Genomic DNA, 13,818 nt, shown 5'->3' with positions numbered 1-13,818 from the left:
GTGCGACCACAGCGGTCGCCCCGCAGACCGAAAGAGAATCAATGCGTACGAGAATTGCTGTTTCGGCGGCGCTCGGGCTCGGACTGGTGCTCGGCTCCGGTGCTCCCGCCCTGTCGAGCAACCTGTCAGCGCCCGCCACGGCTTCGACGAGAACCTCGGCCACAGCGTCGACCAACCTGAGTGCCGCGGTCGTTCCCGGCCAGGAACTCGAACCCATCACTGACGGAAAGATCAGGAAGGGCGACACCGCCTACGTCGACGTCACCGTCGCCACGCTGTGGAAGGACCCGAAGTCCCCACGAAAAGTCGATAGGCCTGCCCTGGGCAAACCCGTCGACCTCGACAAGTGGAACAAGGACCTCGCCGGCACCGAGGTGCGACGCGGCCTCACCGGCAAAGCCGACACCCAGGCGACCTACGGCTCCCAGGTCACGGTGCTCGAGACCAAGGGCGACTGGACGAAGGTCGCGGTGACCGACCAGTCGACGCCCAAGAACCAGAAGGGCTACCCCGGCTGGCTGCCGACGAAGCAGATCGTCGAGAACGACCGCTTCGGCAAGCTGAAGAAGGACCAGCCGCGCGCGGTCGTCAAGGCGAAGAAGACCGAACTCGAAGGCGTCGAATTCACCAAGGACACCGGCGCCGACCCGAGCTTCAACGTCGAACTCCCGCTCATCGCCCAGGACGTCGAAGACGTCCGCGTCGCCCTGCCCGGCGGTGGAGCCGCGTGGATCGACGTCAAGGACGTCAACGTCTTCGACATCGGCGAGAAGCCCAAGAAGCCCAGCGGCGACGACCTCGTCAAGACTGCCAAGCAGTTCGACGGCCTCCGCTACCTGTGGGCAGGCGTCTCCGCCTACGGCTTCGACTGCTCGGGCTTCACCTACAGCATCTACCGCGCCCACGGCATCGACATCCCGCGCGACTCCGGCGACCAGGCGAAGGCAGGGAAGAAGGTGTCCTCGAAGAACCTCAAACCCGGCGACCTGCTCTTCTTCTCCACCAGTTCGGGCACTGTCCACCACGTCGGCATGTACATCGGCGGCGGCAAGATGATCCACTCACCCAACGCCTCGAAGACCGTCTACGTCGTCGACTGGAAGAAGTGGGACAAGGGCAACGAGTTCTCGGGAGCCCGCCGCATCCTCTGACGCTCCCCGCTCCACGTGAGAAGCCGGCCGCAGTCGACTGCGGCCGGCTTCGTCGTGTTCACGGGAAGACCGTTCACGGGAAGAACATGGTGTCCGCCGAGGTGGGGGGAAGGTGCGATGACCACCTCGGGCAGTGCCGTAGGCAGAGGCGCACCACGCCGCCCCGGTCAGTGCCGTGAAGTCTGACGCGCCTTGAGGTAGATCGCCCGCGCGAGGTCATCCCGGCGCTCGATGAGCAGCCGTTTGAGCGCCGCCGGAGCATCCGGATGCTCCTCGAGCCAGGCATCGGTCCGCTCGACGACGCCCTCCTCGTCCATCGACCACTTGGGGTAGAGCCCGAGCACGAGCCGCCTGGCGATCTCGATCGAATTGTCCGCCCAGAACCCGGCAAGCCGCTCGAAGTACTCGTCGACGTACATCTCGGTGATCGGCAGCGCAGCAGGGGCGACGAATCCCGAGATGATCGCCGTGAGCACATCGTTGCTCAGCGCCCCCGGCTCCACGACGGTCTCCCACGCGCGCATCTTCACGATCGGCAAGGGCAGTGCGGCATTCGCCGTCTCCGCCCGCAGTCGACCCGAGGAACTCTGATCGAGATGGGTCTCGCGCGCGATGTCCGTCTGATCCGCCCACCCGAGGCACACGAGCGCCGTCATCGCATTCCACCGCAGCGCATGATCGTTGATCAGCCCACGGAACGGCAGCGAAGCCGCCGCATGCTCGGGCACGTCCGCACCGTCGTCGTCGACGACCTCGGGGCTCATGCTCTCGATCTCCTCGCCGATCGGCACCGCGAGCACCTGCGTCGCGAACGCCCGACCCATCGCGATCGACGGACTGTCATCGATGCACCGCGCGGTCCGCGAGGTTAGCGAGAGCACGAGATTGGCCAGGTGCAGCTGCGCATCCGACCCCGACTTCGCCGTCGCCAGCGCATCGAGTGCGGCACCGAGCAGCCCTGAGATCGCCGTCTCGAAGTTCCGCTCCGCCACCCACTCATCGAGGCACAGCAGCGCCGTCTGGCTCAGGCCCGCCATGATCCCGGCATGGCTCTCCTTGCCGAGACTGCGCGCATACGCCGTGAGATACCGCTGCACGGGCAGCAGCCCGTCACGCACAGCATTGTCGAGCGCAGACCACACGAGCGCCCGCGACAGCGGATCGGCGATTCGCGACACCGAGGTGATCGCGGTCTCCGTCGACGCCTCGTCCAGACGTACGCGCGCATAGTCATGGTCGGCGAAGTTGAGCAGCGCGATCTCCCCGCGCGTCCGGCCGATGAGCTGCTCCACCTCGGCGGACTCTGTGGAGAAGTCGAACTTCACGCTGTCGATGGGGACGATGTCGCGCCCCGACCGACCCAGCGTCGCGATCTCGAGCGTGTGCGGCCGCAGCAGGCGTGCCCCCTCAGCGGAGTCCGACTGCGTGATCGTCGCCCCCGTGATGCTCGCCCGGGACTCGGCGCCCGCCGCAGTCGTTTCGGCATCCATCGTCAGCGCCAACGACAGCTCCGAGACACCCGAGGTACCCAGCCACGCGTCGGCCCAGCCGGCGATGTCACGGTCGGGAGCCACCTCGGCGAGGCAGTCGAGGAAGTCCGCGAGCTCGGTGTTGCTGAACGCGAAGCGCTTGAAGTACAGCCGGGACCCGGCGAAGAACGCCTCCCGACCCACGAACGCGACGAGCTGCTTGAGCACGGACGCGCCCTTGGCGTACGTGATGCCGTCGAAGTTGAGCTTCGCCGCCTCGACATCGGGGATGTCGGCGACGATCGGATGCGTCGTCGGGTAGAGGTCCTGCATGTATGCCCATGCCTTGCGCCGCAGAGCGAAGGTCACCCAGCCGTCGGTGAACCGGGTCGCCTCGGCCAGCGCAAGCCCGCCCATGTAGTCGGCGAACGACTCCTTGAGCCATAGGTCGTCCCACCACTTCATCGTCACGAGGTCGCCGAACCACATGTGCGCCATCTCATGGAGGATGACATTGGCCCGCGACTCGTACATCGCATCGGTGACCTTGTCCCGGAAGATCAGCGAATCCGTGAACGTCACCAGCCCCGGATTCTCCATCGCGCCGAGGTTGTACTCCGGAACGAAGATCTGATCGTACTTGCCCCACGGGTAGGGGTAGTCGAACTCGGCGCTGAAGAAGTCCAGCCCTGCCTTCGTGATCCCGATGATGTCGGCCGAGTCGAGGTGGTCGACGAGGCTCGCCCTCGTCCACACGCCGAGGTCGACGGACTCTCCCGTGACCGGATCCGTCCACGTGTCCGTCGCCCCTTCGTAGGGTCCGGCCGTGATGCACGTGATGTAGCTCGACTGTTTGAGGGTCGGCGCGAAGTAATGGGTGACGGCATGGTCGGCGTTGTCCGGGCCGGCATCCGACCTGGCATCCGAACCGTCGGCGGGGCTGGGGTCGCTTCGGTCGGCATCAGAGCCCACCGGCTCCCGGCTCGTCTCCGCCTGATTCGACAGGACCTGGAACGATGCGGGGGCGGTGACGCTGAAGACGAACTTCGCCTTGAGGTCGGGCTGATCGAAGTTCGCGAACACCCGCCTGGCATCCGTCGGCTCGAACTGCGAGTAGAGGTAGACCTTCCCATCGGCGGGATCGGTGAACCGGTGCAGACCCTCACCCGAGGTGGAGTACCGCGGCCGCGCCTCGACCGTCAGCGAATTCTTGCCCTCACGGACAGGGAACGTGACGCGGGCACCGTCGAACACCTCGGCGGGGGAGAGCTGCTCACCATTGATCTCCACGCTCGAGACCGAGTCGGCGATGATGTCGATGAAGGTGTCGGCAGCGGCACGAGCCTTGAACTCGACGACGGTGCGGGAGAGATAGGTGTCGGCATCCGATTCGGCATTGCTCACATCGAGTTCAACGGTGTAAGTCTTGACCTTGAGCAGATGCGAACGGCTCTGCGCTTCGTCTCGGGTCAGGTTCGTTGTCATTCTTCAGCCTCCTCGGCGCACAGACTTTAGCATGTCACAATTCCGGTAATCTGAGTACAACGGGCGCGAGAGGAGGCCGGATCGGATGGCGAAGACCGAGGTCAGCGGGTTGATCAAGCGAGGGGTCAGCACCGTCGTCCATCGTCTCCGCTTGGGTGTGAAACGGGTCTGGGCGAACTCCGGACAGCTCATCCAGATCCCCATCGCCGCGACCGCCGCCTACGCGTTCTGCGTCTACATCCTCGGCCACCCGTACCCGTTCCTCGCCGCCGTCGCCGCCGCCGTGGGCATCGGACCCGTCGCCGACCGTCGCCTCCGCCGTTCACTCGAGATCGGCATCGGCGCGACCTTCGGGGTGCTCGTCGGCGAGTTCCTCGTCAACATCTACGGCAGCGGCATCTGGCAGCTCGCGGTCACCCTCATCATCGGCCTCGTCATCGGCACGGTGCTCAACTCCGGCGGCATCTTCATCACGCAGATCGCCGTCCAATCCGTCTACGTCGTCGTCGTCCCCGCCACCGCGACGACGCTGCCGTTCCCGCGCACCCTCGACGCCCTCGTCGGCTCGCTCTTCGCGATCGTCCTCGCCCTCATTATCCCCCGCGACGCCCGCAAGGTGCCGCGGGCGCTCGCCGCGAACCTCCTCGACGAGGTCAGCGCCGTGCTCACGATGATGTCGCGAGCTCTGCGCCGTGCCGACACCGAACTCGCGATGCGTGCGCTCACCCGGGCCCGGGAGACCCAGGACATCATCGACTCGTGGGGATCCTCCCTGCAGGTGTCGAAGGAGGCCGCGAAGATCAATGCGCGCGGCCGCCGTCACGCCGCCGAGGTCACCCGGCTCTCCCGCGCCCACACCTACTCCGATCGGGCGATGCGCACGATCCGCGTGATCGCCCGCCGCGTCGTCGGCATCACCGAACTCGGCGTCGAGAAGCCGATCATCGCCGACTACGTCGAATCCCTGGCCGACGGGGCGAAGAAGCTCGAGATTGCGCTGCGTCGGGGCACCGACAGATCCCTCGCCGAGGTGGCCCTGTCCGATGCGGCCGGAAAGCTCGATCCGCGGGCGGAGAAGAGCTGGGACATCCACGACGAATCCCTCGTCCTCCTGCTGCGGCCCGTCGCCGCCGACCTCCTCCAGGCCGCCGGGCTGACGAACGCCGCCGCACACGAGCGGCTGCCCTCGCTGGCGGAGGACAACGCCGACGGTCCGCCGGTGGAGTAGGGGCTGTTGGGAAGCAGTCAGTAGCTCTCGACGACGAAGATCGTGTTGGTCCCCGATTCGAGCGCCGTGTACGTGTGCGGCTGATCCCCGGGGTACGTCAGGTAGTCGCCGGCGTGGAGCTCGTAGGTCTCACCGAGCACCTCGATCTGGACGGCACCGTGCCCGACGATGATGTGCTCGATCGTCCCCGCCGGGTGCGGCCGGGAGATCCGCGGCTCACCGGGCTCCGCCTGGATGAGGTAGATGTCGCGCCGGGCGTTGGCCGGGGATGTCGAGAGCAGAGTGGCCACATAGTTCGACGCCGTCGAGGCGAGGCTCGGCATGTCCTTGGTCCGCAGGAGGGCGACTTCGTGCTGCGGGGGATCGAGCAGCCGCGAGAGCGGGATGTCGAGTGCGGCGGCAAGAGCCCACATCGTCTCGAGGCTCGGGTTGGCAGTGCCCGCCTCGAGCCCGGACATCGTCGACTTCCCGATGCCGGCCCGCCGTGCGACCTCGGAGAGAGTGAGGCCGGCGCGCTGTCGTTCGCGCTTGACGGCGGCGGCCACCTGGGCACGCGGCGTATGAGCGTCAGACGTGTCTGCGTCAGGCGTGTCTGCGACAGGCGTGTCTGCGACAGGCGTGTCAGTCTCAGGCGTGTCAGCGCTTGACGCTTCAGCACCATCGGGGGCGAGCTCGTTCAGATCGGAGCGAGAGGAGTCGTCCTTATGGCTCCTCTTCTCAGCAGGTGATTCGTTCGCAGCGGCACTCATGGGCACCACTATATCCTGGTGTTCATCAGATTAATTGACCGTTCGGTTTGACGAACGAAGTGGCGAATGTGCACTATGGTGAACATGAGTTCATCATTCCGCACGATCGATCGGGTGCTGCCCGCCTCGACGTATCGCGCCGTCGTCATCATCACCGTGACGATCGTCGCCGTCGCGCTCTCGTACGGAGCGATCTCCGCGGTCTCGGGATTCGCGTGGTGGCAGACGCTCATGCTCGCGGCATTCGCACTCGGCGGCGCGGCCGAGTTCACCTTCGTCGGCGTCATCGCCGCGGGCGGGGCGCCGATCCTCGCGGTCCTCGCGGGACTGCTCGTCAACACCCGGAACTTCGCCTTCGGCATGGCGGTCGGTCCCTTCTTCCCGCAGGACTGGAAGGCGCTCATCGCAGCGCACTGGATCAACGACGAATCGACGGCCGTCGCCCGGACCGGTGAGAACGACCGCCAGCGCTGGCGTGCGTTCCTCCTCATGGGCGTCGCGATCGCCCTCATGTGGCCGGCGGGAGCCGTCGGCGGGCAGTGGCTCGGCAGCGTCATCGACGCCGACATGCTCGGACTCGATGCGGCGTTCCCCATCATCCTCTTCTGCCTCATCCGCGGAGACCTCAAGAACCGCTCGACCCTATGCCTCACCCTCGCCGGCATCGTCGTCGCCGTCGTGCTCACGCCGATCCTCCCGCTGGGACTCGGTGCCGTGACCTCACTGTCGGTGTTCGTCTTCGTCGCCCTCGGTTGGCTCGTCCGCCGGGTGGTGCGGCAGAGAAGAGCAGTGCGGCAGTGAACCCGACGACCTTCCTCATTGCGCTCGCCGCGCTGAGCATCGGCACATACGCGATGCGTCTGGCCGGCGTGAAAGTCGGTGCGGCCCTCGCGCTGCGGGGACGCAGGCGCGCCCTCGTGAGCACTGACAGCCGGACGGCCGAGGCGATAGGCGACCCGACCGGCCGCGCACTGGGCGATCCGACGGGACGCGGCCTCGACGATCCGACGGGCGCTGCGTCCGTCGCGAACGAGACGACCACCTCGGCGGGGGAGCCGCTCACACCGGGAGCGACGACCTCGACGGTTTCGACGGCTCTGACGGTTCCGACGACCTCGGCGAACGACACCGACGAACCGACGTCGAGGGTCACAGCATGGATGGACAAGGCCACCGTCGTCCTCATCGGCGCCGTGTTCGCGACGACGGCGATCTTCGACGGCCAGGACATCGCCGATCCGGCCCGCCTCATCGGGGTCGGTGTCGGGGTGCTCGCAGCCGTCCTGCGCGTGCCCATGCTGGTCTGCGTCATCGTGGCGATGGCCGTGTGCGCGGGAATCCGCATGACCGGCATCCTGTGAGCCGGCGACGGCGGTCGTGCTGACAGCTGACGACGACCGGCATCCTGTGAGTTGCCCCGATGCCGGTGTCAGGCCGGGTTGCTACCCTGGAGGGCATGGAACTCATCGCGGGCTTTCAGCGCATGATCTTTCTCGCCCTCACCGTCGCGGCATTCGGCGTCCAGCTCTGGGCGTTCGTCGATTCCCTGCGCTACAAGGACGACAACTACCGCGCCGTGGACAAGCAGAGCAAGAAGTTCTGGGTCATCATCCTCGCCGTCGGCCTCGCGCTCGCGCTCATCGCACTGCCGCCGCTGGGCATGAGCATGATCTTCCTCAACCTCCTCGCGCTCGTCGCCGCCATCGTCTACCTCACCGACGTCCGCCCGAAGATCAAGGCCATCGATCCCAGGAACCGGAACCGCTGACCGGCGCATGAGCGAGGATTCCAACCTCCCCGGTCCCGAGACCGGGTACATCGCGACGTTCGGATCGGGCGAGCCCCACACCCTCTTCAGTCACGGATTCGCCGGCGCGATCCGCGACACCCGCCCCTTCGGCACGGGCATCACCGGGACCAAACACTTCCTCCACCTCTACGGCCACGGCGGCCGGCCCTCCCCGGGTCCCGGCTGGGACTACGCCCTCATCGCCGAGGCGCTCGCCGATGCCCTGACCGCCACCTCGGCGACGCAGGCGCTCGGTGTCTCGATGTCCGCCGGCGGACTGCTCCGCCTCCTCAGCGATGGTCATCCCATCACCCGGAACCTCGAGAAGGTCGCGCTCGTCCTCCCTGCGTCCTTCACCGGCTTCCCCGCCGAGGTGGTCCGCTCCCACACCGCCTACCTCGAGTCCCTGCGCGGCCTCGTCGCCGCCGGTGACATCGACGGGATCACCGACCTCATGCTCTCCCGCGAACCCGCCGAGGTCGCCGAGCTCCTCCCGGCCCGCGCCTGGACGCGGACGAAGGCCGAGAACCTCGTGCACACGGACATGTCCGACGGTCTCGGGCTCGCCCTCGAGATCGCCGTCGACGGCAATCGCCTCAGCGACGAGAACCTCGGTGGTCAGAACCTGAGCGACCAGATCCTCGGCGGGAGAGTCGACGCCGCCCTCGAGCGGCTGCGCGCATTCCCCGGGGAGGTCCTCGTCCTCACTCATGAGGACGATCCCGCCCATCCCGTCTTCATCGCCGAGGAGATCGCCGCCGCCGTCCCCGGCTCCCGCCTCGAGGTGCTTCCGGCCGGATCGATCCTGTGGCGCGGTCGCCATGAGGTCCGCCGGATCCTCGGCGAGTTCTTTGGCTAGACTGACTGGGTGCGCATCTCCGTCCTGTCCCTCCACACCTCGCCTGCGGCTCAGCCCGGGCAGGGTGACGCGGGTGGGATGAACGTCTACGTCGACCATACGGTCAGGTCCCTTGCCGCGGCCGGCCATGAGGTCGACGTCTTCACCGCCGATCCGAACGGCTTGGGTCTCGCCGAGGCGCACGGTCTCCCCGGCTCGAATGGCATGGATCTCGCCGAGGCAGTCGGTCGTTCCGGTGCCCCCGACCTTGCCGCTGCTCCCGCCCAGGACACCGCTCCCGCCCAGAACGCCGCTTCGAACGCCGGATCGAGCGTCACCCTCTCCGAACGTCTCCGCCTTCACCACCTCGGCGTTACTGCCGAAAGCAAAGATGCCCTCGCCGGGCGGATCGACGAGATCGCCCGGCTGCTCGCGGCACACCGGGACTATGCCGACGCCGATCTCGTGTGGGCCCACTACTGGATCTCCGCCGAGGCGGCCCTGCGCACAGCAGAGCTCGCCGGCAGCCAGACCACCGCACGGAGACGTCCGACGATCATCGCGAGCATGCACACGATCGGTGCGGTGAAGAACCGGGATTCGGAGACGGCGAACGAATCGCCGCGGCGGCTCGCCACCGAAGAGCACATCGCCGACCGGGTCGACCTTCTCGTTGCCAACACCCCGGCCGAGCGCCGCGACCTCATCGGAGAACTCGGCGCCGATCCCGACTCCGTCATCGTCGCCCGGCCCGGCGTCGACCACGCTCTCTTCTCGCCGGGTTCCCGTGATGCGGCCCGCGCTGAACTCGGCATCGCCGCTGATGAGAAGCTCGTCCTCTACGTCGGGCGGATGCAGTTCATCAAAGGCACCGACATCGTCGTCGACGCCCTCGCATTCCTGCACGAGAACAATCCGGAGCTTGCGCAGCGGACTCGCGGCATCCTCCTCGGGGCCGCCTCCGGCTGGGTCGACCCGACAGCGCACACACCCGAATCGGGCACAGCTGACTTCCACACTGCGCTGTCGGCGGCCATCGCCGCCGAACCGAACGTCGAGGCCAGGCCCCCGGTGCCGGCCGCAGACCTCGTCACGTACTACCGTGCCGCCGATGTCCTCCTCGTGCCCTCCCGCAGCGAATCCTTCGGTCTCGTCGCCGCCGAAGCGGCCGCCTCCGGTTTGCCTTCGATCGCCGCGGCCGTCGGCGGACTGCCCGAGATCGTCGACCACGGATATTCGGGTCTGCTCATCGCCGACCACAATCCGCGGCACTGGGCACTCACGCTCGAACGCCTCCTCGGCGATGCCGAGCTGCGTTCCGAGCTCGCTGATCACGCCGTCGCCCGCTCGCAGCGATTCGACTGGGACCGGACGGTGACCGCCGTCCTCGACTCCGTCGCCGGGCTCGGGGCGCGCAGCACTGCGGCGCGCGATCTTGCGGCCCCGGGACTCTGCGGAGGACGACGCTGATGAGCTCGGCGATCATCGACGGCATCACCGAGTGGGCGCGTGCCAACAGCGTCGAGGTCGACAGCCTCGACGGCACCTCGATCGCCGTCGTGCTGCCGGGGGAGCGGAAGCTCAAGACGACCGTGTCGATCGTAGTCTCGGCTCGCAGCGCCGAACTCTCCGCCTTCGTCATCCGCCATCCCGACGAGAACGCGGCCGCGTTCAACGTATGGTTGCTGCGGAAGAACATGAAGCTCGGGGCGAGTGCATTCGGCATCGACCACCTCGGCGACGTCTACCTCCGGGCCACCGTGCCGACTGAGCATCTGCTGGAGGATCTCGACGGCCTCCTCGGCGAGATGCTCACGGTCGCCGACGAATCCTTCAACGAACTCCTCCTCATCGGGTTCCTCACGGGGATGAAGAAGGAATGGGCGTGGCGGGTCAGCCGTGGCGAATCGACGCGGAACCTCGCCGCGTTCGAGCACGTCCTCAGCGGGCCGGGCAACGAATTCATCGGTACGATCGGTCCTGAGCGCCCCGAGACGGGCGACCCGGAAGGGCAACAGCGATGATCAAGCGCGTCGACCTGAGTAAGCCGGGCAACGTCGAGGAGTACATCGCGAGCTTCGATTCGCCCGAGCAGCAGGACTTCCTCAGGCGGCTGCGCGACCTCAGCCGGGCGAACGCGCCGACCGCCGGTGAGGGTCTCAAATGGGGCAACCCCGCGTACTTCCTCGACTCGATCCTCTTCGCCTTCGCGGGTTACCAGCGGCATGCGAATTTCGTCTTCACCCCGAGCACGAAGGAGGCGTTCGCCGATCGACTTACGGACTTCGACACCGGCAAGGGCTCGATCAAGCTGCCCTACGACAAGGAGATCCCCGAGGACCTGCTCGCCGAGATGATCGCCTACCGCATCCGTGAGTTCGAGGTCGACGGCGTCAAGTGGATGTGACGGTCACGCAGGGTGATCACGCGTCTGGGCTCAGGTCGAGTTTGAGGCCCTCGTGGCTCGCCGTGTACCCGAGCCGGGCGTAGAAGCGCTGCGCGTCGGCACGCGATTTGTCCGTCGTCAGCTGGGCCAACCTCGCGCCTGCCGCCCGACCGCGTTCGTGCGCCCACGCGAAGACTGCGCCGCCGAGTCCGATGCCCTGCGCTGGTTCGCCGATGCGCACGGCTTCGATCTGGAGGCGAGTTGTCCCGGCCCGTGACAGACCGGGAATGAGGCTGAGCTGCAGGGTGCCGACGATCGGGGGCTCCGTCGGTTCGTCGGCGGCGACGGGCAACACCTCAGCGGCACCACCGTCCTCAGTGGGTCGGCCGACCGTGGCGGCACCATTCTCCTCGACGGACACGAGCAGCTGATGGGGGTCGGCAGTGATGAGGTCGAAGGCGCGCTCGTAGGCGGAGAGATCGTCGTCGGCCTGTTCGCGCGCGGTGCCGAGTACGTCATCGCGGAGCAGTCCGACGAGCGCGCGGAGGTCTGCGCGCTCCGCTCGCCTGATCGTGAAGCGTCGGCCGGCGATGTCGATCGTGTGCGGGGCGACATCGCCGAATCCCGACCGCGGTGTGTCGGCACCCACGCCGCTCACACCGAGGCGTTCGTGCGGGACGGGTCGGTCGCCTCGGCGGGAGGCTTGCCGTAGGGCAGGCGCGCGAAGATCGAGGCGAGCACGGCGCCGGAGACGTTGTGCCACACGCTGAAGACCGCGCCGGGCAGGGCTGCCAGAGGCGAGAAGTACGTCGTCGCCAGCGTCGAGGCGAGACCCGAGTTCTGCAGACCCACCTCGAACGCGAGCGCCCTGCGAGTCGGGGTGTCGAGGCGGCAGGCAGCGGCCACACCGTAACCGACACCGAGCCCGAGGAGGTTGTGCGTGATGACGGCGAGCAGGACGAGGATGCCGGCTGTGGCGATCGACCCTGCCGACCCGGCGACGACGATCGCGACGATGTAGGCGATCGCGAGCGAGGCCAGCCACGGCAGCGCAGGAGCGATCCGGTCGACGAACTTCGAGGCGACGAGGCGGACGAGGACGCCGACGATGACCGGCACGAGCACCGTCTGGCAGATCGAGACGAACATCGACCAGAACGGCACGTCCATGTACGACCCGGCCAGCCACAGCGTGAGCAGGGGAGTGAGCACAGGAGCGCAGAGGGTCGACAGCGTCGTGATCGACACCGACAGGGCCACATCGCCCTTCGCCAGGTAGGTGACGACGTTCGACGCCGTCCCGCCCGGGGCGCAGCCGACGAGGATGACGCCGACGGCGATCTCGGCCGGCAGGTCGTAGACGGTGACGACGAGAAGGCCGAGCAGCGGCATCGCGACGAACTGCGTGACGACACCGAGGACGGCGATCCACGGCCGCTTCGCGATCCGCGCGAAGTCCGGCAGGGTGAGTGTCAGCCCCATGAAGAACATCACCACACCGAGGCTCCACGTGATCGTCGGTGCCAGCGGCGTGAACGTGTCCGGGGAGAGGAAGCCGGCGACTCCGGCGAGGACGACGAGGACAGGCAGGGCCGTGACCGCGATGATCGAACTCCGGTCGGCGGTCGACTTCCCAGTCGATGCGGTGCCGGTGGCTGAGTCAGGACCGGCTGCTGAGCCGCGGTCGGAGCGCGGCGCAGAGGGCTGAGGCGAATCGGACATAGACGCAGACTACCCTCGCCGTTCCGTCATGCAAGACAGAGTTCCGCATGGTGGGCCGCTGGATGCGTGCCGACGCCGCTCCGGGCTCGTGAGCCGAACCCAGGCGTGCGCCTGCGGACCGCACCCTTGCCTCGGGCTCGCGGTTCGAACCCCGCGCCCACGGGTCGAACCCCAGCCCGAGCCCGCGAGGACTCGTGCGAAGATAGGTGCCATGACGCATAACCTCATCCTGCTGCGCCACGGCGAGAGCGAATGGAACCAGAAGAACCTGTTCACCGGCTGGGTCGATGTCACGCTGACCGACAAGGGCCGAGCCGAAGGCAAGCGCGCGGGCGAGCTGCTGCGCGAAGCCGACCTCATCCCCGACGTCGTCCACACCTCCCGACTCAAGCGCGCGATCCTCACCGCGAACCTCGCGCTCGAAGCCGCTGACCTCTCGTGGCTCGACACCCACCGCAGCTGGCGTCTCAACGAACGCCACTACGGTGCTCTCCAGGGCAAGGACAAGAAGGAGATCCGCGAGGAGTTCGGCGAAGAGCAGTTCATGACCTGGCGTCGGTCGTTCGACACCCCGCCGCCGGCGCTCTCCGACGCCTCCGAGTTCTCGCAGGCCCATGACCCCCGGTACGCCAACCTCGGCGACTCCGTGCCGCGCACCGAGTGCCTCGCCGACGTCATCGACCGCCTCCTGCCGTACTGGTACGACGTCCTCGTCCCCGAGCTCGCCGACGGCCGCACGGTCCTCGTCGTCGCCCACGGCAACTCGCTGCGGGCACTCGTCAAGCACCTCGACGGGATCTCCGACGCCGACATCACGGGACTGAACATCCCCACCGGCATCCCACTCCACTACGAACTCACCGAGGACTTCACCCCGGTCACCCCCGGCGGCACGTACCTCGACTCCGAGGCCGCCCAGGAGGCCATCGGCAAGGTCGCGAACCAGGGGCGCTGAGCCCACACAGCCGACGCTGACCCCTCAGCCGCCGCTGAGCCCCCGG

Annotated in this window: 14 protein-coding genes; 10 read left to right on the top strand and 4 right to left on the bottom strand. The window is 67.5% G+C overall.

Annotation, left to right across the window (positions count from 1 at the left end):
- The first annotated feature begins 41 nt into the window (after window positions 1–41).
- A complete protein-coding gene (locus AACX88_RS07045; protein WP_339392335.1) occupies window positions 42–1,151 on the top strand; it encodes a C40 family peptidase in 1,110 nt (369 codons plus the stop codon).
- 167 nt (window positions 1,152–1,318) lie between these two features.
- Here AACX88_RS07045 and pepN read toward each other — a convergent pair whose 3' ends face one another.
- A complete protein-coding gene (gene pepN, locus AACX88_RS07040) occupies window positions 1,319–4,105 on the bottom strand; it encodes an aminopeptidase N (protein ID WP_339392334.1) in 2,787 nt (928 codons plus the stop codon).
- An 85-nt stretch (window positions 4,106–4,190) separates the two neighbouring features.
- Between pepN and AACX88_RS07035 the strand changes: the two genes are divergently transcribed.
- Entirely contained in the window at window positions 4,191–5,333 is a 1,143-nt protein-coding gene (locus AACX88_RS07035) for an FUSC family protein (RefSeq protein WP_339392333.1), read from the top strand.
- A 17-nt stretch (window positions 5,334–5,350) separates the two neighbouring features.
- On the opposite strand, the gene AACX88_RS07030 is transcribed toward AACX88_RS07035, so the two are convergent.
- Window positions 5,351–5,878: a helix-turn-helix domain-containing protein gene (locus AACX88_RS07030; RefSeq protein WP_339392332.1), complete on the bottom strand. Its 528-nt coding sequence runs from the start codon at window positions 5,876–5,878 to the stop codon at window positions 5,351–5,353.
- Between the two features lie 288 nt (window positions 5,879–6,166).
- Between AACX88_RS07030 and AACX88_RS07025 the strand changes: the two genes are divergently transcribed.
- The 7 genes from AACX88_RS07025 to AACX88_RS06995 all read left to right on the top strand — a co-directional run bounded on the left by AACX88_RS07025 (window position 6,167) and on the right by AACX88_RS06995 (window position 11,116).
- On the top strand, window positions 6,167–6,883 hold the full coding sequence (locus AACX88_RS07025; protein WP_339392331.1) for an AzlC family ABC transporter permease: 717 nt from the start codon (window positions 6,167–6,169) through the stop codon (window positions 6,881–6,883).
- On the top strand, window positions 6,880–7,443 hold the full coding sequence (locus AACX88_RS07020) for an AzlD domain-containing protein (RefSeq protein WP_339392330.1): 564 nt from the start codon (window positions 6,880–6,882) through the stop codon (window positions 7,441–7,443). The genes AACX88_RS07025 and AACX88_RS07020 overlap by 4 nt, the downstream gene beginning before the upstream one ends.
- A gap of 95 nt (window positions 7,444–7,538) precedes the next feature.
- Complete coding sequence (locus AACX88_RS07015; protein ID WP_339392329.1) at window positions 7,539–7,850, top strand: DUF2516 family protein; 312 nt, start codon at window positions 7,539–7,541, stop codon at window positions 7,848–7,850.
- Window positions 7,851–7,857: 7 nt separating this feature from the next.
- Entirely contained in the window at window positions 7,858–8,730 is an 873-nt protein-coding gene (locus tag AACX88_RS07010; RefSeq protein WP_339392328.1) for an alpha/beta fold hydrolase, read from the top strand.
- A 9-nt stretch (window positions 8,731–8,739) separates the two neighbouring features.
- Window positions 8,740–10,179, top strand: coding sequence for a glycosyltransferase (locus AACX88_RS07005; protein WP_339392327.1), 1,440 nt, complete (start codon window positions 8,740–8,742; stop codon window positions 10,177–10,179).
- A complete protein-coding gene (locus tag AACX88_RS07000; protein WP_339392326.1) occupies window positions 10,179–10,733 on the top strand; it encodes a YbjN domain-containing protein in 555 nt (184 codons plus the stop codon). Before AACX88_RS07005 ends, AACX88_RS07000 begins: the two co-directional genes overlap by 1 nt.
- On the top strand, window positions 10,730–11,116 hold the full coding sequence (locus AACX88_RS06995; RefSeq protein WP_339392325.1) for an iron chaperone: 387 nt from the start codon (window positions 10,730–10,732) through the stop codon (window positions 11,114–11,116). Before AACX88_RS07000 ends, AACX88_RS06995 begins: the two co-directional genes overlap by 4 nt.
- A 16-nt stretch (window positions 11,117–11,132) precedes the next feature.
- Here AACX88_RS06995 and AACX88_RS06990 read toward each other — a convergent pair whose 3' ends face one another.
- Window positions 11,133–11,744 carry a GNAT family N-acetyltransferase gene (locus AACX88_RS06990; protein WP_339392324.1) on the bottom strand — a complete coding sequence of 204 codons (612 nt, stop codon included), beginning with the start codon at window positions 11,742–11,744 and terminating at the stop codon, window positions 11,133–11,135.
- Window positions 11,745–11,749: 5 nt separating this feature from the next.
- Window positions 11,750–12,817, bottom strand: coding sequence for a bile acid:sodium symporter family protein (locus tag AACX88_RS06985; protein ID WP_339392323.1), 1,068 nt, complete (start codon window positions 12,815–12,817; stop codon window positions 11,750–11,752).
- 211 nt (window positions 12,818–13,028) lie between these two features.
- Here AACX88_RS06985 and AACX88_RS06980 point away from each other — a divergent pair, with 211 nt between their 5' ends.
- Entirely contained in the window at window positions 13,029–13,772 is a 744-nt protein-coding gene (locus tag AACX88_RS06980) for a phosphoglyceromutase (RefSeq protein ID WP_339392322.1), read from the top strand.
- The last annotated feature ends 46 nt before the right edge of the window (window positions 13,773–13,818 follow it).

Source organism: Brevibacterium metallidurans (assembly GCF_037101285.1).
GTDB classification, from domain to species: Bacteria; Actinomycetota; Actinomycetes; order Actinomycetales; family Brevibacteriaceae; genus Brevibacterium; species Brevibacterium metallidurans.
This window is presented reverse-complemented; position numbering and strand designations above follow the sequence as displayed.